The sequence below is a fragment of the Actinotalea fermentans genome (assembly GCF_007991475.1).
In the GTDB taxonomy this organism is placed as follows: domain Bacteria; phylum Actinomycetota; class Actinomycetes; order Actinomycetales; family Cellulomonadaceae; genus Actinotalea; species Actinotalea fermentans.
This window is the reverse complement of sequence record NZ_BJYK01000001.1, coordinates 1232670-1255887: the sequence shown is the minus strand read 5'-3', so window position 1 is coordinate 1255887 and position 23218 is coordinate 1232670. Positions and strand designations below refer to the sequence as shown.

The 23218-nt window shown below is 75.0% G+C and carries 19 protein-coding genes and 2 tRNA genes; 6 read left to right on the top strand and 15 right to left on the bottom strand.

Features of this window, described 5'->3' with window-relative positions; all coding sequences use genetic code 11:
* Positions 1 to 27: 27 nt before the first annotated feature.
* Both AFE02nite_RS05820 and AFE02nite_RS05815 read right to left on the bottom strand, forming a co-directional pair.
* Complete coding sequence (locus tag AFE02nite_RS05820) at positions 28 to 2046, bottom strand: M13 family metallopeptidase (RefSeq protein ID WP_034246012.1); 2019 nt, start codon at positions 2044 to 2046, stop codon at positions 28 to 30.
* Positions 2047 to 2136: 90 nt separating this feature from the next.
* Positions 2137 to 4404, bottom strand: a complete 2268-nt coding sequence (locus tag AFE02nite_RS05815; protein WP_034246010.1) for a glycoside hydrolase family 3 N-terminal domain-containing protein — start codon at positions 4402 to 4404, stop codon at positions 2137 to 2139.
* A 239-nt stretch (positions 4405 to 4643) separates the two neighbouring features.
* Between AFE02nite_RS05815 and AFE02nite_RS05810 the strand changes: the two genes are divergently transcribed.
* A complete protein-coding gene (locus AFE02nite_RS05810) occupies positions 4644 to 5666 on the top strand; it encodes a LacI family DNA-binding transcriptional regulator (protein WP_034246007.1) in 1023 nt (340 codons plus the stop codon).
* 88 nt (positions 5667 to 5754) lie between these two features.
* Complete coding sequence (locus AFE02nite_RS05805) at positions 5755 to 6204, top strand: ribose-5-phosphate isomerase (protein WP_034246005.1); 450 nt, start codon at positions 5755 to 5757, stop codon at positions 6202 to 6204.
* Positions 6205 to 6256: 52 nt separating this feature from the next.
* Here the strand turns inward: AFE02nite_RS05805 and AFE02nite_RS05800 are convergent, their stop codons facing one another.
* Positions 6257 to 7504, bottom strand: a complete 1248-nt coding sequence (locus tag AFE02nite_RS05800; RefSeq protein ID WP_034246002.1) for a GNAT family N-acetyltransferase — start codon at positions 7502 to 7504, stop codon at positions 6257 to 6259.
* 79 nt (positions 7505 to 7583) lie between these two features.
* On the opposite strand from AFE02nite_RS05800, the gene AFE02nite_RS05795 reads away from it, so the two are divergent.
* Together AFE02nite_RS05795 and AFE02nite_RS05790 are read left to right on the top strand one after the other, a co-directional pair.
* Positions 7584 to 8699 carry a PP2C family protein-serine/threonine phosphatase gene (locus tag AFE02nite_RS05795; RefSeq protein ID WP_261765484.1) on the top strand — a complete coding sequence of 372 codons (1116 nt, stop codon included), beginning with the start codon at positions 7584 to 7586 and terminating at the stop codon, positions 8697 to 8699.
* 22 nt (positions 8700 to 8721) lie between these two features.
* Complete coding sequence (locus tag AFE02nite_RS05790) at positions 8722 to 9042, top strand: MGMT family protein (RefSeq protein ID WP_034245999.1); 321 nt, start codon at positions 8722 to 8724, stop codon at positions 9040 to 9042.
* Between the two features lie 7 nt (positions 9043 to 9049).
* Here AFE02nite_RS05790 and AFE02nite_RS05785 read toward each other — a convergent pair whose 3' ends face one another.
* The 12 genes from AFE02nite_RS05785 to AFE02nite_RS05730 form a co-directional block, all read right to left on the bottom strand.
* Positions 9050 to 9628 carry a CoA-binding protein gene (locus tag AFE02nite_RS05785; protein ID WP_146819190.1) on the bottom strand — a complete coding sequence of 193 codons (579 nt, stop codon included), beginning with the start codon at positions 9626 to 9628 and terminating at the stop codon, positions 9050 to 9052.
* Entirely contained in the window at positions 9625 to 10968 is a 1344-nt protein-coding gene (locus tag AFE02nite_RS05780) for an O-acetylhomoserine aminocarboxypropyltransferase/cysteine synthase family protein (RefSeq protein ID WP_052113659.1), read from the bottom strand. Before AFE02nite_RS05780 ends, AFE02nite_RS05785 begins: the two co-directional genes overlap by 4 nt.
* The gene (gene acs, locus AFE02nite_RS05775) at positions 10965 to 12962 is read right to left on the bottom strand and encodes an acetate--CoA ligase (protein ID WP_146819189.1); all 1998 of its coding nucleotides are present in this window, start codon (positions 12960 to 12962) and stop codon (positions 10965 to 10967) included. The genes AFE02nite_RS05780 and acs overlap by 4 nt, the downstream gene beginning before the upstream one ends.
* Positions 12963 to 12966: 4 nt before the next feature.
* Positions 12967 to 13902 (bottom strand): ABC transporter permease, encoded by a 936-nt coding sequence (locus AFE02nite_RS05770; RefSeq protein WP_146819188.1) that lies wholly within the window; start codon positions 13900 to 13902, stop codon positions 12967 to 12969.
* 52 nt (positions 13903 to 13954) lie between these two features.
* Entirely contained in the window at positions 13955 to 15016 is a 1062-nt protein-coding gene (locus AFE02nite_RS05765; protein WP_034244161.1) for an aliphatic sulfonate ABC transporter substrate-binding protein, read from the bottom strand.
* Between the two features lie 90 nt (positions 15017 to 15106).
* On the bottom strand, positions 15107 to 15955 hold the full coding sequence (locus AFE02nite_RS05760; protein ID WP_034244158.1) for an ABC transporter ATP-binding protein: 849 nt from the start codon (positions 15953 to 15955) through the stop codon (positions 15107 to 15109).
* Positions 15956 to 16298: 343 nt separating this feature from the next.
* A complete protein-coding gene (locus AFE02nite_RS05755; RefSeq protein ID WP_034244155.1) occupies positions 16299 to 17300 on the bottom strand; it encodes a DUF1648 domain-containing protein in 1002 nt (333 codons plus the stop codon).
* The gene (locus AFE02nite_RS05750) at positions 17297 to 17650 is read right to left on the bottom strand and encodes a GntR family transcriptional regulator (RefSeq protein WP_034244152.1); all 354 of its coding nucleotides are present in this window, start codon (positions 17648 to 17650) and stop codon (positions 17297 to 17299) included. Before AFE02nite_RS05750 ends, AFE02nite_RS05755 begins: the two co-directional genes overlap by 4 nt.
* A 203-nt stretch (positions 17651 to 17853) precedes the next feature.
* A complete protein-coding gene (epsC, locus tag AFE02nite_RS05745; RefSeq protein ID WP_034244149.1) occupies positions 17854 to 18435 on the bottom strand; it encodes a serine O-acetyltransferase EpsC in 582 nt (193 codons plus the stop codon).
* Positions 18436 to 18445: 10 nt separating this feature from the next.
* Positions 18446 to 19381 carry a cysteine synthase A gene (gene cysK / locus AFE02nite_RS05740; protein ID WP_034244146.1) on the bottom strand — a complete coding sequence of 312 codons (936 nt, stop codon included), beginning with the start codon at positions 19379 to 19381 and terminating at the stop codon, positions 18446 to 18448.
* Between the two features lie 391 nt (positions 19382 to 19772).
* Positions 19773 to 19843 (bottom strand) — tRNA-Gly (locus tag AFE02nite_RS05735).
* A gap of 61 nt (positions 19844 to 19904) precedes the next feature.
* On the bottom strand, positions 19905 to 21275 hold the full coding sequence (locus AFE02nite_RS05730) for a UDP-glucose dehydrogenase family protein (RefSeq protein ID WP_052113477.1): 1371 nt from the start codon (positions 21273 to 21275) through the stop codon (positions 19905 to 19907).
* Positions 21276 to 21459: 184 nt separating this feature from the next.
* On the opposite strand from AFE02nite_RS05730, the gene AFE02nite_RS05725 reads away from it, so the two are divergent.
* A tRNA-Pro gene (locus AFE02nite_RS05725) sits at positions 21460 to 21535 on the top strand.
* Positions 21536 to 21696: 161 nt separating this feature from the next.
* Positions 21697 to 23052: a trigger factor gene (gene tig / locus AFE02nite_RS05720; RefSeq protein ID WP_034244144.1), complete on the top strand. Its 1356-nt coding sequence runs from the start codon at positions 21697 to 21699 to the stop codon at positions 23050 to 23052.
* Positions 23053 to 23218: the final 166 nt, after the last annotated feature.

Here is a 23218-nt window from a genome sequence, read left to right as displayed (position 1 = left end):
GCCGCGCGACCCCCTGGGCCCGGCGCGTCACCAGATCCGCACGCGCTCCGCCGGGTCGAGGTAGAGCGCGTCGCCCGGTCGCACGTCGAACGCCTCGTGGAACTCGGGCAGGTTGCGCACCACGCCGTTGCAGCGGAACTCGTACGGCGAGTGCGGGTCCGTCGCCATGCGCCGGATCAGCTCCTCGTCGCGCACCTTGCCGCGCCACGCCTGCGCCCAGCCGATCAGGACGCGCTGGACGCCGGTCAGGCCGTCGAGCACCGGGGCGTCCGCCAGCGGCCGGCCGAGCGCGATGCGGTACGCCTGGAGGGCGATGGACAGCCCACCGAGGTCGCCGATGTTCTCGCCGATCGTCAGGGCGCCGTTGACGCGGTGGCTGCCGCCGAGCTGCTCGGGGGAGTAGGCGGCGTACTGGTCGACCAGCGCCCTGGTGCGGACGTCGAACTCCGCCCGGTCCGTCGCGGTCCACCAGTCCTCGAGCCGGCCGGCGCCGTCGTACTTGCTGCCCTGGTCGTCGAAGCCGTGGCCGATCTCGTGGCCGATGACGGCGCCGATCCCGCCGTAGTTGACCGCGTCGTCGGCGTCGGGGTCGAAGAACGGCGGCTGCAGGATCGCCGCCGGGAAGACGATCTCGTTCATCCCGGGGTTGTAGTAGGCGTTGACGGTCTGCGGCGTCATGAACCACTCGTCGCGGTCCACGGGCCGGCCGATCTTCGCGAGCTCGCGGTCCTGCTCGTAGGCGTGCGAGCGGCGCACGTTGCCGACCAGGTCGTCGGCCCGGATCTCCAGGCCCTCGTAGGACTTCCAACGGTCCGGGTAGCCGATCTTGGGCCGGAACGCCTCGAGCTTGGCGAGCGCCTTGGCCCGCGTCTCCTCGCCCATCCAGTCGAGCTGCTCGATCGACTCGCGGTAGGCCGCCACGAGGTTCGCGACGAGCGCGACCATGTGCTCCTTGTGCGTGGGCGGGAAGTGCCGGGCCACGTACTCCTGCCCGACGGCCTCGCCGAGGGCGCCCTGCACCAGCGAGACGCCACGCTTCCAGCGCTCGCGCAGCTCCTGCGCGCCGGTGAGCGTGCGCCCGTAGAAGTCGAAGTTCGCCCGCACGAACTCGTCGGTGAGGAACGGCGCCCGGGCGGTGACCAGGTGGTACCGCAGCCAGGCGCGCCACTGCTCGGCGGGCACCTGCGCCCACAGCGCGGCGAGCCCGACGGCGAAGTCCGGCTCGCGCACGACGAGCTGGTCCAGCGCGCCCGCTGGCGCCCCGACCGCGGCGGCCCAGCCCGCCCAGTCGAACCCGGGGGCCCGCTCCGACAGCTCGGCGAGCGTCATCGGGTTGTACGTCAGGTCCGCGTCCCGGTCCCGCACGACGTCCCAGTGGTGCGCGGCGAGCCGCGTCTCGAGGTCCACCACCAGCTCGGCCCGCGCCTCGGCCTCGGCCTCGGCCAGGCCCGAGAGCCGGAGCATCCGGGCGACGTGCGGCGTGTACGCGGCCCGCACCTGCGCGTAGTCGTCCTCGCGGTAGTACGCCTCGTCGGGCAGCCCGAGGCCCGACTGGTAGAGGTAGACGACGTAGCGCTCCGGGTCCTTCGCGTCGTTGTCGACCCAGAAGCCCACCGCGCCGGCGCCACCGGTCCGCTGGAGCTCGCCGAGGACGGTGAGGAGCTCGTCCGGTGTGCCGGCCGCCTCGATCCGGTCGAGCTCGTCGGCGATCAGCGTGAGGCCGAGCTCCTCGATCCGCTCGGTGTCCATGAAGGACGCGTACAGCGCGCCCACCTGGGCTGCGGGCGTCGCCCCGTGGGCCCCTCCAGCGGCGCGCTCGGCGAGCTCGGCGATGATCACCCGCACCTGCTCCTCGGCGCGGTCGTGCAGCTCGCGCGTGGCGCCGTCGGCGGCCCGGTCCGCGGGGATCTCGTAGGTGTCGAGCCACCTGCCGTTCACGTGCCGGAAGAGGTCGTCCTGCGGGCGGACGCCGCCGTCGAAGGTGCCGACGTCGATGCCGCTGCGGACGGCGTGGCGGACGGTGCTGGAGGTGGCCTCGGTCGTCATGCGCCCAAGGCTACGTGGCCGACGCGCGCCGACCGGAGGTGGTCGGCGCGCGTCGGCGGGGTCGTGCGTGTGCTGTGTCCGGCGCGGCCGTCAGGCGGTCGTGACCGGCGTCAGGAGCACCCGGTCGTGGCCGAGCGTCCGGGTGGGGCCGGTGACGGTCAGCGGCGCGGTGAGCGTGAGGTCGCCCGACGAGGCCCCGACCGACAGCGACGCGCGGTGCGCCGCGACGGTCCACTCGAGGTCCGCGCCGACCCAGGCGAGACGGTCGGCCGCCACCTGGAACGTCACGTCGCGCGACTCGCCGGGGGCGAGCTCGACGCGGGCGTAGCCCAGGAGGGCCACCTCCGGGCGGGTGACCGGTGCGACGACGTCGTGCAGGTAGAGCTGGACGACGTCCACGCCCGCCCGGTCGCCCGTGTTGGTCACGCGGACGGACACGTCGACCGTGCCGTCCGTCGCGATCTCGGACGTGGACAGCCGCAGGTCCGTGCGCTCGAACGACGTGTACGACAGGCCGTGCCCGAACGGGAAGACGGGCGTCGGGTCCAGGTTCGTCACGCCGACCTTGCCGGCGAGCCGCACGTGGCGGTAGGTCGTCGGCATCATGCCCGCCGACCGCGGGAAGGACAGGGTCGTGCGGCCCGACGGGTTCAGGCGCCCCGAGAGCACGCCGGCGACCGCCGAGGCGCCCTCCTGGCCCGGGAACCACGCCTGCACGATGGCGGCGCAACGGCCGGCCGCCCACTCGAGCGCGTAGGGCCGGCCGGTGACGAGCACGAGGACGACGGGCGTGCCGGTCTCGAGCACGGCCTCGATCAGCGCCCGCTGCTCGCCGGGCAGCTCCAGGTCGTCGACGTCGCAGCCCTCACCGACGGTGCCGCGGCCGAAGAGCCCGGCGCGGTCGCCCATCACCATGACGGCCACGTCAGCGGCCTGGGCCGCGCGGACGGCCTCGGGGAAGCCGTCGCGGCCGGGCTCGCGGACGTCGCAGCCGGCCGCGTGGGTGATCGCGGTGCCGCCGTCCAGCTCGGCGCGCAGGGCCTCGAGGATGGTGGCCATCGTCAGGCCCGGCTCGACGTCCGGGTGGTGCACCTCGACGTGGTTGGTGAAGGAGTAGTCGCCGAGCAGCGCCGCCGCGGTGTCGGCGTTCGGGCCGATGACGGCGATCCGGCCGGGTGCGGCGAGCGGCAGGGCGCCGTCGTTCGCGAGCAGGATGACCGACTCCTCGGCCACCCGGCGGGCGAGGGCGGCGTGCGCCGGCGGGTTGAGGTCCACGGGCTCGTCGGAGAGCTCGGTCGGCTCGTCCAGCAGCCCCAGCTCCGCCTTGAGCTCCAGGACGCGGCGGACCGAGCGGTCGATCGCCGCCAGGACCTCCGGGTCCAGGTCGGGCGTGTCCAGGGCCGGGTAGCAGTCCGCGTTGGGCAGCTCGATGTCGAGGCCCGCGAGGAGCGCGCGCTCGGCGGACGCCCGCTTGGAGCCGCTGACCGCGTGCAGCGTCTGAAGGAAGTTCACGCCGAAGTAGTCCGCCACGACGGTGCCGGTGAAGCCCCACTTCTCCCGCAGGAGGGTGGTCAGGAGAGCGGGGTCGCCGTGCACCGGCATGCCGTCGATCTCCGAGTACGAGGGCATGACGGCGCGGGCGCCGCCCTCGCGCAGCGCCATCTCGAACGGGTAGAGCAGCAGCTCCGTGAGCTCCCGCGGGCCCATGTGCACCGGGCCGAGGTTCCGCCCGCCCTGCGACGCGGGGTAGGCGACGAAGTGCTTGAGCGTGGCGACGATGCCGCCCTCCTCGAGCCCGCGCACGTACGCCGTGCCGAGCGTCCCGACGAGGTACGGGTCCTCGCCGAAGCACTCCTCGACGCGGCCCCAGCGCGCGTCCGTGACGACGTCGAGCAGCGGCGCGAGGCCCTGGTGCACCTCGAGGGCGCGCATGGAGGCGGCGATCGCGGAGCCCACCTCAGCGATCAGCTCGGGGTCCCAGGTGGCGCCGTAGGCGGGCGGCGAGGGGAACGTCGTGGCCTTCCAGGTCGCGACGCCGGTCAGGCACTCCTCGTGCGCGATCGCGCCGATGCCGGACTCGCGGCGCAGCTCGCTCTGCATCCGACGGAGCGCGGTGCGCCCGTCCGTCGGGTCGAGGGGGCGGGTGCCGTACAGCCGCGTGATGTGGCCGAGGCCGGTGCGGGCGAGCGTCTCCCAGTCCGGGCTCGTCGGCATGTTCTCGTTCTGCGCGGGCGCCACGGCACCCGTGGTCGAGTCGATGCCGATCCACGCGCCCACGAGCTGCGCGAGCTTCGCGCTGAGCGGCATCTCGGCGAGCAGCGCGTCCACGCGCGCTCGATCGGTCGTCGTCAGGGCCATGGGAGCCGCCTTCCACTGCGGCCGTCAGCCGCGCCACGTCGGTCCGTGCGTCGTCCGCACGAGGGAGGCCAGAGAGCGCTCTCTCAGGACCTTTCCCGGGCCAGACGATACGCGACCGACGGGGCGCCCCGCCATGGTGCGCTGAAGCGTCGGGCGGGTGATCTGACGCTCCAGAGAGCGCTCTCTCGAAAAGCCCCCGAAGCCTCCCGCCCGGGCCGTCGTTCTGCCACCATGGGCGGGTGCCTGCGCTGCCCCCGACGCCGCGCCGCGCCGCGACCCTCGAGGACGTCGCCGCGGCGGCAGGGGTGTCACGTGCCACCGCCTCCCGGGTGCTCAACGGCGTGCCCACGGTCCGCGCGTCGGCGGTGGACGCCGTCCGGCGCGCCGCCGCCGACCTGGGCTACCGGCCCAACCCGGCCGCGCGGTCGCTGGCCCGCGGCCGGCACGACTCGATCGCCCTCGTGCTGACGGAGCGCGACCTCGCCGAGCTGCCCCACTCGTTCTTCGCCGAGCCGCTGCGCGGCGCGACGGCGGCCGTCACCCGGCGCTCGCTGCAGATGGTGCTCCTCCTCGCCGGCCCCGACGAGGCCGCGCTGCGGCGATACCTCGACGGGAGCCACGTCGACGGCGCGCTCGTCATCGTCGAGGCGCACAGCACGAACCTGCCGCGGCTGCTCCGGTCGAGCGCCGTGCCCGTCGTCTACCTCGGTCGCCCCGTCGAGGACCCCGACTCCCACTCGTACGTCGACGTGGACAACTACGGCGGTGCGCGCCTGGCGACCGCCGAGCTCGTGCAGGCGGGGCGCCGCGTGATCGGCACCATCGCCGGGCCGCAGGACATGGGCGTCGCGGTGGACCGGCTGGCCGGCTGGCGCGACGTGCTCGCGGAGCACGGCCTGCCCGCGCCGACCCCGGTCTACGGGAACTTCACCGCCGACGGCGGCGCGAACGCGATGGCGCGCCTTCTCGCCACCCGGCCGGACCTCGACGGCGTCTTCGTCGCGTCCGACCTGATGGCGATGGGCGCCCTGCGCGTGCTCGCGGCGAGCGGGCGGCGGGTGCCGGAGGACGTCGCGGTCATCGGCTACGACGACTCGATCCTCGCCCGCACCGCGACTCCGCCGATGACGTCGGTCCGCCAGCCGCTGGAGGAGATGGGCGAGCTGATGGTCGACGTCCTGCTCCAGCTCATCGCGGACCCGGCGGCAGGGCCCGTGCGCCGGATCCTGCCCGCGCAGCTGGCCCGGCGCGAGTCGGTCTGACGGCAGCACCGCCGCACGCCGCCGTCCGACGGGCGTCGGCCCGAACGGCCCCGCAGGATCCCCCGCGAGGTGCGGCAGGATGTGCGCCATGCGCATCCACATCGCCGCCGACCATGCAGGGTTCGAGCTCAAGGCCCACCTCGTCGAGCACCTCACGGCTGCCGGGCACGACGTGACGGACCACGGCGCGCACGCCTACGACCCCGAGGACGACTACCCGTCCGTGTGCTTCGCCGCGGCGGAGGCGGTCGTGGCGGACCCGGGCAGCCTCGGCGTCGTCATCGGTGGCTCGGGGAACGGCGAGCAGATCGCCGCGAACAAGGTCACCGGGGTGCGGGCCGCGCTCGCCTGGAACACCACGACCGCGCGGCTGGGGCGCCAGCACAACGACGCGAACGTCGTCGCGGTCGGTGGGCGCCAGCACTCCGTGGACGAGGCGGTCGAGATCGTCGACGCGTTCCTCGCCGAGCCGTTCAGCGGCGACGCCCGCCACCAGCGGCGCATCGACCAGCTCGCGGCCTACGAGGCCGCTCGCTGACGAGCGCCGCCGGCGGGCGGGCGTCGGCCGGCCGGGCGTCAGGCCCGGCCGGTCACCACACGTACGAGGAGACCGGAGCCACCGGCCACCCGAACGCCGTCGACGCGGCGTGCAGCGTCCCGGGCCGGAGCTCGGTCACGAGCCCGGCCCCGGCGAGCGCCGCGAGCGTGAAGCCGCCGAGGTAGGCCGTCCCGAGCTCGCGCACGTCGAGCGCGAGGTCGGCGTCGGCGTCGGTGCGGGTCACCTCGGCGCCGTCCGGGCCGGCGACGAGGCGCCAGCGGCCGGCGTTGGGCGTCCACAGCGCGTCGGTGACCTCGAGCACGACGTCGACGGGCGCCGCGTAGCGCCGCTGCGCGAGCGCGGCCGGCACGTCGAGCACGCGGACCCACAGGTTGTCCCCGACCGCCGGGCGGGCGGCCCGCGGGTCCACGAGCAGGAACCACAGCGGGTCGTCGAGCGCCAGGAGCCCCACCTCGACGCTCGCCATGAGGTCCAGGTCCAGGAGCACGCCCCACAGGGCCCGGGCGGTCGCGGCGTCCTGCGCCACCGCCTCGCGCACCCGCACGACGCCGCGGGGCCCCTCGGGCTTCCAGTCGTCCTTGCGGCGGAACTTGGCGTAGCCGCGCGGCGTGCCGTCGGCGTCCTCGACGAGCGCGATGCGCAGGGACTCGGCCCCGTCGCGGTAGAACTCCGGGTCGGCGAGCGAGGCCTCGAGGGCACCGTCGGTCTCGCGCGTCGCCCAGCCGGGCCGGTCCACCGCGCTGTGGATCGCGTGCAGCACCGGACCGTGCTTGGCGGCGTCGAGCTTCTCCAGCCGCACCCGCAGCGCGTCGGCGCCCGGCACGTCGCGCAGCGCCGCGCCGCGCGGGACCGACAGGCGCAGGTCGCGGGCCGCGAGGCCGTAGCCGAACCGCCCGTAGATCGCGGGCTCGGCCGCGAAGAGGGCCGCGACCGCCTCGCCGGCCTCGCGCGCCTGCGCGAAGTGCCGGTCGATCATGGTGCGCAGGATCCCGCGCCGTCGGTGCCCCGGGTGCACCCCGACCCAGGTCAGCCCCGCGAGGGGGATGCGCGCCCCCGGGACGGGGAAGGACCGGTAGGGGTAGGCCGCGTACATGCCGACGAGCTCCCCGTCCGCCGCCTCCACGCCGCCGGCCCGGGACCAGGGCAGCGCGGTCGGGAGCTCGGCGAGCTTGTCCTCGCCGACCGAGGAGGGGAACGCCCAGGTGTCGATCGCGAGGACGTCGCGCAGGCGCGCGGGGCTGAGGTCGACGGCGCGGTAGCCGTCAGGCACTGGGGTCATGGCGCACATCGTGCCGGGAGTGCCCCTGGCCTGCGAACCTTTTGACCTGCGCGTCGCCCGCCCGGGATAGCCTGCGGCAGTGACCACCCAGGCCGCCGCCCGCCGCGCCCGGCGGGCACGCCGGAGCGCACCGGGCGAGCCCGGGCTCCGCGACGTCCTGAGGCGGCGCCGGCTCGTGGCGCGCCAGATGTCGGCGACGGTGGTCCTCGCGGGCCTCTCGTTCCTCGTCGGCGCCGGGCTGCTGACGTGGCCGGAGTGGCTGACGCCGGCGAGCCTGCTGTTCGTGGTGCTGCTCGGGGTCTTCGTGCTCCGCGTGCGCGCGATGGCGGTGCTGAGCGCCGTCGTGGTCGGGCAGGTCGTGGGCCTGCAGCTGGCCGGGTTCACGCAGTTCGCGCCCGGCGACCTCATCCTGCTGGGCGCCGGGGTGCTCGCGGCCGTCGCCTTCGTGCGGTCGCGGGACCGGCTCGGCCTGCAGGGAGCGGCCAGCGACCTCATGCTGGTCGACCTGCGCGACCGCCTCGTCGCCCACGGCCGGATCCCGCCGCTGCCGCCCCGCTGGCGGGTGGACAGCGTCGTGCGCTCGGCCTACGCGGAGGCCTTCTCCGGCGACTTCGTGGTCGCCTCGCGGAGCCGGTCGGGGAACCTGCTGGAGATCGTGCTCGTCGACGTGTCCGGGAAGGGGCAGGACGCGGGCGTACGCTCGCTCCTCCTGTCCGGTGCCTTCGGCGGACTGCTCGGCACGATGCCGCCCGAGCGGTTCCTGCCGGCGGCGAACCGGTACCTGCTCGCGCAGGACTGGCCGGAGGGCTTCGCCACCGCCATCCACCTCGCCGTGCGGCTCGACACGGGGGAGTTCACGGTCTCGACGGCGGGCCACCCGCCCGCGGTGCAGCTGCACGCCGGCTCGGGCCTCATCCAGGTGCTGGCGACGAACCCGGGGCCGGCGCTGGGCATCGTCGCGTCGCCGGTCTTCGGCGCGCACCACGGGACGCTCGCTCCCGGCGACACCGTGATGCTCTACACCGACGGGCTCGTGGAGACCCCCGGAGCGGACGTCGAGCTCGGCATCGACCGGCTCATGGGGGAGGCCGAGCGCTTCGTCGCGACGCGCAGCGGCGGTGCGGACGCGGTCCTCGACGGTGTGCGCGCCGGTGACACCGACGACCGGGCCCTCATCCTCGTGCACCGGGACTGACGCGCGCCGGACGGAGGCTCAGGTGGACGAGGAGTACGTCGAGGCGGTGCTGGACCTCGCGGACCGCGTGCCCGCCGGGCGCGCCACTACCTACGGGGTGATCGCGGAGGTGCTGGCCGAGCGGCTCGGCCGCGGCGGACCGCGTTCGGTCGGTCAGGCGATGGCACGCGCCGGCGGCGCCGTCGCCTGGTGGCGCGTGGTGAACGCCTCGGGCGAGCCGCCGGCCGCGTACCGGGCCGACGCCGTCGCGCGCCTGCGCGCCGAGGGATGCCCGCTGACCTCGGCCGGCGACGACGCCCGCGTCGTCCTGCGCGCCGCCGTCTGGTGGCCCGAGAACGATTGACGCCCGCTCAGCGCGCGGTGCGTTGCCGCCGCGAGCTGATGACCCCCGTGTCGAACCCGGCGAGGTGCAGGCCCCCGTGGAACCGTGCGTGCTCGATCTTCACGCACCGGTCCATGACGACGTCGAGCCCGGCCGCCTCCCCGGTGCGCGCGACCTCCTCGTGCCACGAGCCGAGCTGCAGCCACAGGGTGCGGGCACCGACGGCGAGCGTCTCCTCGAGCACGGTCGGCAGGTCGTCGTGGCGCCGGAAGACGTCGACGAGGTCCGGCACCACCGGCAGCGCGGCGAGCGAGGGGTAGACCGGGCGGCCGAGGAGCTCGGTGGCCCGCGGGTTGACGAAGTAGACGTCGTAGCCCGACGAGGCCAGCAGGTAGGTCGCCACGAAGTAGCTTGCCCGCGCCGGGTTGGTTGACGCGCCGACGATCGCCACCGAGCGGGTGCGGCGCAGGATCGCGAGGCGTTCGGCCGCCCCGGGGCCCACCCAGGTGCGTTCGGCGGCCTCGGGAGCGCCGGGTGCGCCTGGCGCAGCGGGGACGGCGCACGCGTCGCCCCCGGCGACCGGCCCGAGCGGGAGCACCGTGGTCATGCCGTCACCTCCGACAGGTGGGTGGTCTGCTCAGCCCGGGCCCCGACGGCCGTCGTGAGCGCGCTGTCGAGGTCCCACAGGATGTCCTCGACGTCCTCGAGCCCGACCGAGATCCGGATCAGGTCCGCCGGCACGCCGGCGGCGGCGAGCTGCTCGCCCGAGAGCTGCTGGTGCGTCGTGGAGGCCGGGTGGATGACGAGCGTCCGCGCGTCGCCGATGTTGGCCAGGTGGCTCGCCAGCTGCAGCGACTCGATGAACGCCCGGCCGGCCGCCCGCCCGTCGACGGTGTCGGTGCCGCGGATGCCGAAGGAGAAGACGGCGCCGGGCCCGGCCGGCAGGTAGCGCGCGGCACGCTCGTGGTGCGGGTGGGAGGGCAGGCCCGCCCAGTTCACGTAGCCGATGCGCGGGTCCGCCTCGAGCCACTGCGCGACCACGCGCGCGTTCGCCAGGTGCGCGTCCATGCGCTGCGGCAGCGTCTCGACGCCCTGGAGCAGCTGGAACGCGGCCTGCGGGGAGAGTGCCGGCCCGATGTCGCGCAGCTGCTCGCTGCGCAGCTTGGTCAGGAAGCCGTACTCGCCGAAGTTCTCCCACCAGCGCACGCCGCCGTAGGAGGGCACCGGCTCGGTCATCTGCGGGAACTTCCCGTTGCCCCAGTCGAACCGGCCGCTCTCGACGACGACGCCGCCGAGCGTCGTCCCGTGGCCGCCGAGGAACTTGGTGACGGAGTGGATGACGATGTCCGCCCCGTGCTCGAGCGGGCGGCACAGGTAGGGCGTGGCGAGCGTCGCGTCGACGACCAGCGGCACGCCCGCCGCGTGCGCGACGTCCGCCAGGGCGGCGAGGTCGGCGATCTCGCCGGACGGGTTGCCGATGACCTCGACGTAGACGACCTTCGTCTCCGGCCGGATCGCCGCGGCGTAGTCGGCCGGGTCCGTGCCGGGCACGAACGTGGTCTCGACGCCGAACCGGCGCAGCGTCACGTCGAGCTGGGTGACAGTGCCGCCGTAGAGGGCACCCGCCGCGACCACGTGGTCCCCGGCGCCGACGAGCGCGGCGAACGTGATGAACTCCGCCGCCATGCCCGACGCCGTCGCGACCGCCCCGATGCCGCCCTCGAGCGAGGCGATGCGCTCCTCGAGCGCGGCGACCGTCGGGTTGCCGATGCGGGAGTAGATGTTCCCGTACTTCTGCAGCGCGAACAGGTTCGCGGCGTCGGCGGTGTCGTCGAAGACGAAGCTGGTGGTCTGGTAGATCGGGACCGCGCGCGCACCGGTCGTGGCGTCGGGCACGCCGCCCGCGTGCAGCGCCCTCGTGCGAAAGCCCCACTGGCGGTCGGTCATGCGACGTCCTCCCTGTGTGCGCGTGCGCCCGCGGCCAGGACCGCGGCGATCCGGTGGACACTGCCGGCGTCGGTGAGCGAGGTGACGTCCCCCAGCCTGTCACCCGCGACGAGGTCGGCGAGCAGCCGCCGCATGATCTTGCCCGACCGGGTCTTGGGCAGGTCGGGGACGACCACCACGCGGCGCGGACGGGCGACGGGCCCGATGGCGCGGGCGACGTGGGCGCCGAGCTCGGCGGAGACCTCGGCCGCGTGCGCGGCCCAGGTCCGCGGGTCGCCGACGTCGCCCGGGGGACGGCTCGGCACGACGAAGGCCGCGACGGACTGGCCGGTCACCTCGTCGGGCACACCGGTGACGCCGGCCTCGCCGACGAGCGGGTGCGCGACGAGCGCGGACTCGATCTCGACCGTCGACAGGCGGTGGCCGGAGACGTTGATGACCTCGTCGACCCGGCCGAGCAGCCACACGTCGCCGTCGTCGTCGACGCGGGCGCCGTCCCCGGCGAGGAACCAGCCCTGGCGTGCGAAGCGCGACCAGTACGCGTCGCGGTACCGCTCGGGGTCGCCCCACACGGTGCGCGCCATGCCGGGCCACGGCTGGGTGACCACGAGCAGGCCGGGGGTGCCGGGCGCCACGGGGGCGCCGTCGTCGTCCACGACCGCGGCCGCGACGCCGGGCAGCGGACGGGTGGCGGAGCCGGGCTTGCGGGCGCTCACGCCCGGCAGCGGGGCGATCATCGCGGCGCCGGTCTCGGACTGCCACCACGTGTCGACGACGGGCGCGCGGCCGCCGCCGACGTGGTCGTGGAACCACTGCCAGGCCGCGGGGTTGATGGCCTCCCCGACGCTGCCGAGCAGGCGGACGGAGGACAGGTCGTACTCCGGCGGCGGGCCGCTGGGGAACCGGGTGGCGAGCGTGCGGATCAGCGTGGGGGCCGTGTAGTACGTGGTCACGCCGTAGCGCTCGATGATCTCGAAGTGCCGCGCCGCGTGCGGGGTGTCGGGCGTGCCCTCGTAGAGCACCTGCGTCACGCCGTTCGCGAGGGGACCGTAGAGCACGTAGGTGTGCGCGGTCACCCACGCCAGGTCAGCGGTGCACCAGTAGACGTCGTCGTCGCGCGCGTCGAAGCACGCCCAGTGCGTCCAGGCCGCCTGCACGAGGTAGCCGCCGGTGGTGTGCACCAGGCCCTTCGGGCGGCCGGTGGTGCCGGACGTGTAGATGACGAACAGGGGGTGCTCGGCGTCGAACGCCTCGGGCTCGTGGGTGTCGGGCGCCGCGGCGAGCGCGTCGTGCCACCAGACGTCGCGGCCCGGCGTCCAGGGGACGGGGCCGGTGGCGTCGCCCGTCCGGCGCACCACGAGCACGTGCTCGACGTGGTCGAGCCCGGCGACCGCCTCGTCCGCCGCGGGCTTCGTCGCGACGGCGCGGCCCCGGCGGACCTGGCCGTCGGAGGTGATGAGGACCTTCGCGCGCAGGTCCGCGAGGCGGAAGCGCAGCGCCTCGGCGGAGAAGCCGCCGAACACCAGCGAGTGCACCGCCCCGATCCGGGCGATGGCCAGCGTCGCGACGACGGTCTCGGCGAGCACGGGCAGGTAGACGACGACGCGGTCGCCCGCGCGCACGCCCAGCGCCGTCAGCGCGTGGGCGGCGCGGGCGACCTCGCGCTGGAGCTCGGCGTAGGTGACCGTGCGCCGGTCGCCCGCCTCACCCTCGACGTGCAGGGCGACGCGGTCGCCGCGGCCCGCGGCGACGTGCCGGTCCACGCACTGGACGCTCGCATTGAGGCGCCCGCCCGCGAACCACGTCGCGCGCGGGACGGTGAGCTCGCCGGGCCGCTCGGGGTCGGGCGCCGCGGGCGCCCAGGTGTGCGCGGTGTGCCACCGCTGCGCCCAGTCGAGGCGCTCGGCGGCCCGCTCCCAGAAGGCGACCGGGTCGGCGGCGGCCAGGGCGGACAGGCGGGCGTGCTCGGTGGCGTCGACGTTCCAGGTGCTCATCGGGTCACCACCTCCGCAGCAGGCGGCGCTCGACGACGCCCACGACGGCGTCGGTCGTCTTGCCGAGGACGGCCAGCAGGACGATGGCGAGGACGATCCGGTCCGTGCGGCCGTTGAACTGCGAGTCGTTGAGCAGGAAGCCCAGGCCCATCGAGGACGCGATGAGCTCGGCGGCGACGAGGAACAGCCACGACTGCGCGAGGGCGAGCCGCAGGCCGGAGACGACGGCCGGCGTCGCCGCGGGGAGCTGCACTCGCAGCAGCAGCCGCGCGCCGCGCAGCCCGAAGGCCCGGCCCGCCTCCACCAGGTGCGGGTCCACGTGCCGCAGCGCCGAGGCCACGGTGGTGTAGACGGGGAAGAACGCGCCGATGGCGATGAGCGTCACCTTCGAGTCCTCGCCGAACTTCAGCCAGATCAGCAGCAGCGGCACCCACGCGAGCGAGGGGACGGCCCGCAGCGCCCCGAGGGTGCCGGCGAGCAGGGTGTCGGCCAGGCGGGAGAGCCCGACGACGGCGCCGAGCGCCAGGCCGACGGCGGAGCCGGCGGCGAAGCCGAGCAGCACGCGCTGCACCGAGATCAGCACGTGGGCGGACAGCTCGCCGCGCTGCGCGAGCTCGACGCCGGCCTCCCAGACGGCAGCGGGGGCCGGGAGCTCGAACGGTCCGAAGTAGCCGGTCACCGCGGTGAGCAGGTGCCACGTCGCCAGCACGGCGAGGGGGACGACCGCGGCGAGCGCGACACGTGCGGCCCGCCCCCGTCGGCGTCGGGCCGCGGGTGCCGGGGTGCCGGGTGGCGTCCCCTCGCCCGGCACTGCGGTGCCCGGCGCCGGGCCCGACGCGCGGGCGGAGGGGTCCTCCGCCCGCACGTCGAACGGGGTGCGGGCGGGCCGCGCCCGCGCGTCGGTCACAGGATCGCTGCCGATCGTGCCGGGGATCGTCATGACTGGCTCCTGTGCGCGGGGGACGGGGGACGTACGGCGGCTGACGCGTGCGTCAGTCGTCGATGCGGGACGGGTCGGCCTGCGTCGCGAACGACGGGTCGAAGAGCGCGTCGAGCGCGTCGTCGATCTGGGCCTGGCTGGAGACGTCGCCGGACTCGACGAAGATCGGGCCGACGACCTCGAGCACGGCGCGCTGCGCCTCGCCCGGCACCGGGTCGAGGTCGATGACCGTGCGCTCGAGGATGACCTTCTCGGCGATGGCCAGGTCGATGCCGGCGACGTCGGCGAGGATGGCCGCCGTCTCCTCGGGGTTGGCCAGGGCCCAGGCGCGGGCCTTCTCGTACGCGTCGACGACCGCCTGGACGACGTCGGGGTGCGCCTGCAGGTACTCCTCGCGCACGTTGAGGAACCCGTAGCTGTTGAAGTCGATGTTCCGGTAGATCAGGCGCGAGCCCGCGTTGACCTCCGAGTCGGCCATGATCGGGTCGAGGCCCGACCACGCGTCCACCGACCCGTTCTCGAGGGCGACGCGGCCGTCGGCGTGCTGCACGTTCTGCACCTCGACCTCGTCCAGGCCGACGCCGTGCGCCTCGAGCGCCTGCAGCAGGAAGAAGTACGGGTCGGTGCCCTTGGTGGCGGCGACGGAGCGGCCGCGGAGGTCCTCGACCGAGTCGATGTCGGAGTCGGCGGGCACGACGATCGCCGCCCACTCGGGCTGGGTGTAGATCTCGACGGTCTGGATCGGTGAACCGTTGGCGCTTGCGAGGAGCGCCGCGGAGCCGGCCGTCGAGCCGACGTCGATGGCGCTCGCGCGCAGCGCCTCGTTCGCCTTGTTCGAGCCGGCGGACTGGGTCCAGGTGACCGTGACGCCCTCGAGCTCGGCCTCGAGCCAGCCCTGCTCCTTGATGATCAGGGAGAGCGGGTTGTAGGTCGCGAAGTCGATGTTCAGGGCGTCCGCGCTCCACTGCGCGTCGTCCTCGGTGCCCGCGGTGGCGCCGGCGGCGTCGGCGGTGGGGGCGCTCTGGGCGGAGCCGGACTCGCCCGCGAGGCAGCCGCCGAGCATCAGGGCGGCGGAGAGCGTCGCGGTGACGGACAGTGCGGTGCGGATCCTCATGGGGGTCCCTTCGTGGTGCGGGCCGGCCTGCGGGGTCGCGGGCCGGGTGGGGCTCGTGCGGTGGGGCTCGTGCGGTGGGGCTCGTGCGGGTCAGATCGAGTGGTGCAGGTCGGGCGAGGGCGGGTCGGCGTGGTGGCTCGGCACACCGAGACCGTCCAGCAGCCGGGCCCTCAGCAGCGCGAGGTCGGCGTCGCCCCGGTCCCGCGGACGGGTGCCGGGGACGGCGAGCACCTCGCGCACGGTGCTCGGCGCCGTGCGGGGCGCGCCCGCCGGCCGGCCGAGGAGCACCACGCGGTCGGCGAGGTAGAGCGCCTCGTCGACGTCGTGGGTCACCAGGAGCACCGTCGTGGGTTCGGCGGCGTGCACCTCGAGCAGCAGGTCCTGCATCCGCAGGCGGGTGAGGGCGTCCAGGGCGCCGAAGGGCTCGTCGAGCACGAGCACCCCGGGGTTGCGGGCCAGCGCCCGCGCGAGGGCGGCGCGCTGGGCCATGCCGCCCGACACCTGGCGGGGACGGTGGTGCAGGCACTCGCCGAGTCCCACGAGCTCGAGGAGCTCGCGGGTGCGCCGCTGGCCCGTGGCGCGATCCGTGCCGTCGGGCAGGCCGAGGGCGACGTTCTGCGCGAGCGTGCGCCAGGGCAGCAGGCGCGGCTCCTGGAAGGCGACGGCGCAGCGCGGGTCGGCGCCGGTGACCGGGGTGCCGTCGATGAGGACGCGCCCGGTGGTGGGGAAGTCCAGCCCGACGACCTGGCGCAGCAGGGTCGACTTGCCGCACCCGGACGGGCCGAGCAGCGCGACGATCTCGCCGGGGGCGATCTCGACGTCGACGTCGGCGACGACGGTCGTCGCGGCGCCGCCGCCGGGTGCGGGGAAGGCTCGGGAGACGCCGCGCAGGCTCACGGGGTGGGCGGGATGGGCGCGGACGGACGTGCTGATGGCCATGACTGGTCCTCGGGCTGCGGCGCGCGGCGCATGGCCGGACCGAGGGCCGGCGGGCGCTCGCGCAGGGGCGGGCGGGGAGCGGGGTCGCCGACTGCCTCGGGTCCGCCATCGGACCGCTACGGGGGAGCTGGGCTCCCGCCCGTCAGGCGCCGGCGCAGGGCATCTGCATGCCCATCGGCAGCGCCGTACACATTCGTGCCATGGCGCTGCCTCCCTCCGGCTTCGTCTCGTCTCGCGAGACCGCGCCGTCCGCTGCTCGGACCGGCGTCGCCCCGAACGTTAGAACCGGCGCAGAGCGGGCGCCAAGGGTACCGACCGGTAACTCCACATGCTGAGACGTGGTTCAGGCGCGGGTGCGGGCGGCGAGCGTGTTCAGCAGGGCGGCCCCGGTGGCGGAGTCGTCCACCGTGACCACGACGCGGCGACCCCCGGTGCGCGTCACCTGGAGGCCCTCGCCGCCGCGCAGGACCACGCCGACGCGCCCGTCGATCCCCATCCGCAGGCCCCAGCCGCCGAACTCCCGCAGCGGGCTGACCTGCACCACCTCGGCGTGCTCCACCTCGGCCAGCGGCACGACGACGCGCGGCCGCGGCAGCCGCGCCCGGGCGACCAGGCCGCGCGCGTCGACGGTCACCGTCCAGCTCGACAGCCCGCCGACGAGCGTGGCCAGGAACGCGAAGAGCACCGCGGCGAACCACCACGTGCGGGTGGTGAGACCCATGACCGCCGCGAACGCGGCGCAGATCGCCACGACGACGCCCGGGTGCACCCAGTCGATGCGGCGCACCCACGTGGCGACCTCGCCGTCGGGCAGGGGCAGCCGGGCGGCCGAGGCGGGGACGGGCGCGGTCGCCGGCAGGGCGGCGTCCCCGGGCGTCACCCAGGCTGCGAGGGCCGCGAGGGCGAGCGGGACGGCGAAGGCGAGGGCCATCCCGCCGCCGATGTCGCCCGCGTCGGCCGCCTCGGGGAGGTCGAGCTGAGCGGCCAGCATGGCGAGCGTCAGGGCGGCGGCGAAGCCCGCGACCCAGACCGCCAGGCCTGCGGCGAACCGGCGGGTGAGCGCGGAGCGGCCGGCGAAGACGGCGATCGCCCAGGCCAGGACCGCGAACGGCACGCCGACGGCGGGCAGCACGGCGAGCAGGCCGGCGAACGAGGAGGTGCCGTCGACGCCGTCGGGACCCCAGTGCGAGGCGACCGGGTCCGGGAGGCGGTCGCGCCAGGCGAACGCGACGGCCGTCGCCGCGAGCAGCAGGACGGCCGGCACGACGAGCGTGAGGACGGTGCTCGCGGCGCGGTGGGGGACGGGCGTCGTCGTGCGCCGGGTGGGGCGCGCTGGGGCGGTCATCGCAGGGCCTCTCGGACCAGGGCCAGTGTCGTGTCGGGGGGCACGCCGAGGCGGCGCGCCGTCGCGGCGACCGCGGCGACCGCGTCGGTGAGCGGGGTGAGGTCCCGGCCGGCCCCGGCGCTCACGACGGCGCCCCGGCCGCGCCGCAGCTCGATCAGCCCGGCGTCGCGCAGGTCCTGGTAGGCCCGGAGCACGGTGTGCAGGTTGACCTGCAGCGACTCGGCGAGATCGCGCGCCGCGGGCAGGCGCTCGCCGGCCCCGACCTCGCCGCGCGCGGCGGCGGATCGCACCTGGGCCGCGATCTGGGCGTAGATCGGCTCCGGCGCCGAGGGGTCGATCCGGAAGAGCACCGGATCATCATACTTGTTTGATCACAACTAGAACAACCGACGCACGGGCGGTCGCCGGCGCGCGTGGTGGGCCGAGGCCGACACGGCACGCCGTGGCGTCCGGACCACTCACGTGGAGCGCGGTGGCGGCCGGAACGCCCATGTGGAGCGCCATGGCGCCACGGCGCTCCACGTGAGCGGACGGGGCTGCGGACGGGGTGGCGTCAGATGTACATCGCGGGGTCCTCGGCCCAGACCGCCTCCGGCGGGTGGGGTGCCACGCGGACCTCCGCGGGGACACCCACCGCGACGGCGCCGGCCGGGACGTCCTTGACGACGACGGCGTTCGCGCCGATCCGCGCGCCGTCGCCGATCCAGACGGGCCCGAGGATCTTCGCGCCGGCCCCGACGACGACGCCGTCGCCGAGCGTCGGGTGCCGCTTGCCCTTCTTCATGGACTTCCCGCCGAGCGTCGAGCCGTGGAAGAGCACGACGTCGTCGCCCACCATCGCCGTCTCGCCCACGACCACGCCCATGCCGTGGTCGATGAACAGCCGTCGCCCCAGCTGGGCGCCCGGGTGGATCTCGATGCCGGTCAGGAAGCGGGCGAACTGGGAGAGCAGCCGCGCGGGCAGCCGCAGCCCCGGCTCGCGCCACATCCGGTGCGCGACGCGGTAGGCCCAGACCGCGTGCACCCCGGGGTAGCCGAGCGCGACCTCGACGGCCGTGCGCGCGGCGGGGTCGCGCGTGCGGGCCGCCTCGAGGTCCTCACGGAGCACGGCCAGGAAGCGCTGCAGACGTCTCATCGTGACCCGCTCAGTCCATCAGGTCGGCGTAGAGCGGAGTGGACAGGTACCGCTCGCCGAACGACGGCACGATGACCACGATCAGCTTCCCGGCGTTCTCGGGCCGCCGCGCCACCTGCAGCGCCGCGGCGATCGCCGCGCCCGACGAGATGCCCACGAGCAGGCCCTCGCGCGTCGCGGCGTCGCGTGCCGTCGCCATAGCGGTCTCGGCGTCGACGTCGATGATCTCGTCGTACACCGTGCGGTCGAGGATGTCGGGCACGAAGTTCGCGCCGATGCCCTGGATCTTGTGCGGGCCGGGCTGGCCGCCGTTGAGGATCGGGGACTCGGCCGGCTCGACGCCGACGACCTGCACGCCGGGCTTGCGCTCCTTGAGCACCTGCCCGATGCCGGTGATGGTCCCGCCCGTCCCGATGCCGGCCACGACGACGTCCACGCCGCCGTCGGTGTCCGCCCAGATCTCCTCGGCCGTGGTGGCGCGGTGGATGGCGGGGTTCGCCTCGTTCGCGAACTGGCGGGCGAGGACGGCACCCGGGCGCTCGGCGGCGATGGCCTCGGCGCGGGCGACCGCGCCGCGCATGCCCTCGGACGCCGGCGTGAGCACGAGCTCGGCGCCGAACGCGCGCAGCAGGGCGCGGCGCTCCTTGGACGCCGACTCCGGCATCGTGAGCACGACGTCGTAGCCGCGTGCCGCGCCGACCATCGCGAGCGCGATGCCGGTGTTGCCGCTGGTCGCCTCGACGATCGTGCCCCCGGCGGCCAGCTCGCCGGACTTCTCCGCCGCATCCACGATCGAGACGCCGATGCGGTCCTTGACGGAGTTGGCGGGGTTGTAGAACTCGAGCTTCGCGGCGACCGTCGCGACGGCGTCCTCGGTCAGCCGGTTCAGCCGGACCAGGGGCGTGTTGCCGACGAGCTTCGTGACGTCGTCGTAGATCCGAGCCATGGGTGTGTCCTCTTCTCGCAGGTGGGGGTCGGCCGCCGCCGTGGGCAACCGTGCGTCGGGCGTGGGAATTCCAGCCGCGACGCGGGGGACCGTGCCGGGGGGACGAGCGCTGGCGGCGACGCGGGTGCGCCGGGCGGTCTCAGCCGCGCAGGGGCCAGCGCTCTACAGACAGGTGCAGCGCAGACAGGCGCAGCAGGCACAGGTGCGCCCGGAGCGGGCGACGCGCGGGCAGAGGCTGACGGCAGGCGTGTGCACCCGCATGGCCCCTCCCTCAGTGCTGGATGTCCCGACGCTAGCCGGTGGACGAGCGCGTCCGCAATGTGGTCGCCGCCCGTCGGACGGCGCTCGTCGGACGGTGCTCGTCGGACGGCGCTCCTCGGACCGTGCTGCGAGCGGGCGACGGGAATCGAACCCGCATGACCAGCTTGGAAGGCTGGGGCTCTGCCATTGAGCTACGCCCGCGTGCCCCGGAGGCCGGGACGGGACAAGGGTAGCGAGTGCCTGGGCCGCACCCGACCGGCGGTCACGCGGTCGGCCGGCCCAGCCCTCGGAACTCCCACCCGGCGGCGCGCCAGGCCGCGGGGTCCAGCTTGCCGCGGGCGTCGATCACCCGAGGGGTCGGCGTGAGCGCGGCCAGCATCGCCGGGTCCGCCTCGACGAACTGCTTCCACTCCGTCAGCACGAGCACGACGTCGGTGGCCTCGACGGCGTCCTCGGTGGAGGAGACGTAGGTCAGCGTCGGGAACGTGCGCCGGGCGGTCTCGCTCGCCGCGGGGTCGAAGACCTTCACCTGGGCGCCGCGCAGGTGCAGCGCTGCGGCGACGTTGAGGGCGGGGGAGTCGCGCACGTCGTCGGTCTCGGGCTTGAAGGCCGCCCCGAGCACGCCGATCGACTTGTTGAGCACCGAGCCGTCGCACGCGGCGAGGGCGAGGGCGACGACCGCCTCGCGCTGGCCCATGTTGATCTCGTCGACCTTCTGCAGCAGCCCCGCCATCCGGTACGCGCCCAGCTCGCCGGAGCGGTGCATGAGGGCGCGGATGTCCTTGGGGAGGCAGCCGCCGCCGAAGCCCAGCCCGGCGTCGAGGAACTTGCGCCCGATGCGCGGGTCCAGGCCGATCGCGTCGGCCAGGACCGTGACGTCCGCCCCCGCCGCCTCGCACACGCTCGCGACCGCGTTGATGAACGAGATCTTCGTGGCGAGGAAGGCGTTCGCGCTCACCTTCACGAGCTCGGCGGTCGGCAGGTCGCAGACGATGACGGGGGCGCCGGCCGCGATGGGCCGCGCGTAGACCCGCCTGAGCAGGGCCTCCGAGCGCTCGCTCACGCCGCCGATGACGATGCGGTCGGGGTGCAGCGTGTCCTCGACGGCCTTCCCCTCGCGCAGGAACTCGGGGTTCCACACGAGCTCGGCGTCGACGCCGTCGGGAGCGTGCTGCGCGACGACCTCGCGCAGGCGCGCGGCGGTGCCCACGGGCACCGTCGACTTGCCGACGATGACGCCGTCGCGCGTCAGGTGCTCGGCGACGGCACGCGTGGCGGCCTCGACGTAGCTGAGGTTCGCGGCGTTGCTGCCGGGCTGCTGGGGCGTGCCCACGCAGATGAAGTGCACGTCGGCGTCGCCCACGGCGTCCGCGACGTCGGTGGTGAACCGCAGCCGGCCGGCCTCGACCTGCTCCGAGAGCAGCGCGTCCAGCCCCGGCTCGTAGAAGGGGACCTTGCCGAGGGACAGGGCACGCGTCTTCTCGGGGTCGGTGTCGAAGCCGACCACGTCGAAGCCGAGGGCCGCCATCGCCGCCGCGTGGGTGGCGCCCAGGTAGCCGGTGCCGATGACGGCGATGCGGGGCGCAGGGCCGGCCTCGGGTGCCGCGGCCGTGCCCGTCGTGGCGTCGGTCATGGGTGCTCCTGCTCGCTCGTGGTGGGCGGCCGCGCCGGTGCGTCCGGTGTGACTGATCACGGTATAGGGCGGTTTTATCTTTCACGAGTCCGCGGGGGAGTGCCGCGCGCGGGCCCCGGGCGGGAGTGCCGCGCCGGGCGCGGTCCGGTGCGCACGGACGGCGCCAGTAGGCTGCGCGGTGTCACGGGATGTGGCGCAGGTGGTAGCGCGTCCGCTTTGGGAGCGGAAGGTCGCGAGTTCGAGTCTCGCCATCCCGACCAGGCCCGGCCGCCGGCAGGGGCGTCCGGGACCCCGGCCCACCGCTGCGCGCCGCCGTGTGCCGTAGGATCGGCGGGCGGCGCCCACGCGCCGATCCGCAGGGCTGCAGGCCTCTCGCCGAGGCCCGGCCACCACACGCCACGCCACATCCTGGAGAGCCTTCGTGAAGAGCGCCGTCGAGACCCTGGACGCCACCACCGTCAAGCTGACGGTCGAGGTGTCGGGTGACGAGCTGAAGCCGAGCATCGACCACGCGTACGAGCACATCGGCTCGCAGGTGCAGATCCCCGGGTTCCGCAAGGGCAAGGTCCCCCCGCGCATCCTCGACCAGCGCGTCGGCCGCGCGGCCGTCATCGAGCACGCGGTGAACGACGGGCTCCCGGGCTTCTACGGCCAGGCGGTCAACGAGGCCGGCCTGCGCCCGCTCGGCCAGCCGGAGATCGAGGTCACCGAGGTGCCGGCGCTGACCGACCCCGAGGCCGGCCTGACCTTCACCGCGCAGGTCGAGGTCCGCCCCGACATCGAGCTGCCCGCGCTGGACTCGCTCACCGTGACCGTCTCCGACCTCGAGGTCACCGACGAGGACGTCGACGCGCGCCTCGACGCGCTGCGCGAGCGCTTCGGCACGCTCGTCGGCGTCGACCGCCCGGCCGCCGACGGCGACTACGTCGTCATCGACCTGCGCGCCGTGCAGGGCGAGGCCGAGATCGACTCGGTCAGCGGCGTCTCCTACCAGATCGGCTCCGGCAACCTGCTCGAGGGCCTCGACGAGGCCCTCACCGGCCTGTCCGCCGGCGAGACGACGACGTTCGAGGCGCCCCTGGCGGGCGGCGAGCACGCCGGCGAGCCGGCCCAGGTCACCGTCACCGCCACGTCGGTCAAGGTCCGTGACCTGCCCGCCGCCGACGACGACTTCGCCCAGCTCGCGAGCGAGTTCGACACGATCGCCGAGCTCCGTGACGACCTGCGCGAGCAGGCCAGCCGGATCAAGAGCCAGAACCGCGCCGTCGAGGCGCGCGAGGCCCTGATGGCCGCCCTGCGCGAGGCCGTCGAGGTGCCCGTGCCGACGAACGCCGTGCAGAACGAGGTGCACCGGCACCTGGAGTCCGAGGGCCGGCTGGAGGACGAGAACCACCGCGCCGAGGTCGAGGAGTCCACGCGCGCGGAGCTGGTCGAGCGGATCCTGCTCGACACGCTCGCCGAGAAGCTCGCCGTCCAGGTGAGCCAGGAGGAGCTCCTGGACTTCATGGTGAACGCGGCCGCCCAGTACGGCATGGACCCGAGCACCTTCGTCCAGACGGTCGACCGGCAGGGCCAGCTGCCCGCCATGGTCGGCGAGGTCGCGCGCTCCAAGGCGATGGCGCTGGCGCTGCGCCAGGTGAAGGTCGTCGACGGCGCCGGCGCCGAGGTCGACCTGTCCGAGTTCATCGGCAGCGACGAGACCGACGAGGTCGAGGTCGACGAGGCCCCGGCCGCCGAGGAGACCGACGACGCGGCCCCCGAGGACGCCAAGGCCTGACAGCCGTAGACGAACGGCGGTGCCCCGCAGCGGGGCACCGCCGTTCGTGCGTCCGGCGTCGTCGCCCCTCCGGCGGCGGCGCGGCTCGCGCGCCGGGCCCGGCCGTGCGCCGTCAGCGAAAAGGCGCCGTCGGAGGACGGTTCGGCCACCGGCCGCGCGTTAGGGT

Excerpts from the sequence above, each read along its gene's own strand:
- cysK (WP_034244146.1), bottom strand. The coding sequence starts at position 19,381 with ATGGCTCGGATCTACGACGACGTCACGAAGCTCGTCGGCAACACGCCC.
- AFE02nite_RS05785 (WP_146819190.1), bottom strand. The coding sequence starts at position 9,628 with ATGACCACGGTGCTCCCGCTCGGGCCGGTCGCCGGGGGCGACGCGTGC.
- AFE02nite_RS05760 (WP_034244158.1), bottom strand. The coding sequence starts at position 15,955 with ATGGCCATCAGCACGTCCGTCCGCGCCCATCCCGCCCACCCCGTGAGC.
- AFE02nite_RS05765 (WP_034244161.1), bottom strand. The coding sequence starts at position 15,016 with ATGAGGATCCGCACCGCACTGTCCGTCACCGCGACGCTCTCCGCCGCC.
- acs (WP_146819189.1), bottom strand. The coding sequence starts at position 12,962 with ATGAGCACCTGGAACGTCGACGCCACCGAGCACGCCCGCCTGTCCGCC.
- AFE02nite_RS05805 (WP_034246005.1), top strand. The coding sequence starts at position 5,755 with ATGCGCATCCACATCGCCGCCGACCATGCAGGGTTCGAGCTCAAGGCC.
- AFE02nite_RS05815 (WP_034246010.1), bottom strand. The coding sequence starts at position 4,404 with ATGGCCCTGACGACGACCGATCGAGCGCGCGTGGACGCGCTGCTCGCC.
- AFE02nite_RS05820 (WP_034246012.1), bottom strand. The coding sequence starts at position 2,046 with ATGACGACCGAGGCCACCTCCAGCACCGTCCGCCACGCCGTCCGCAGC.
- AFE02nite_RS05730 (WP_052113477.1), bottom strand. The coding sequence starts at position 21,275 with ATGACCGACGCCACGACGGGCACGGCCGCGGCACCCGAGGCCGGCCCT.
- AFE02nite_RS05755 (WP_034244155.1), bottom strand. The coding sequence starts at position 17,300 with ATGACCGCCCCAGCGCGCCCCACCCGGCGCACGACGACGCCCGTCCCC.
- AFE02nite_RS05770 (WP_146819188.1), bottom strand. The coding sequence starts at position 13,902 with ATGACGATCCCCGGCACGATCGGCAGCGATCCTGTGACCGACGCGCGG.
- epsC (WP_034244149.1), bottom strand. The coding sequence starts at position 18,435 with ATGAGACGTCTGCAGCGCTTCCTGGCCGTGCTCCGTGAGGACCTCGAG.
- AFE02nite_RS05800 (WP_034246002.1), bottom strand. The coding sequence starts at position 7,504 with ATGACCCCAGTGCCTGACGGCTACCGCGCCGTCGACCTCAGCCCCGCG.
- AFE02nite_RS05780 (WP_052113659.1), bottom strand. The coding sequence starts at position 10,968 with ATGACCGACCGCCAGTGGGGCTTTCGCACGAGGGCGCTGCACGCGGGC.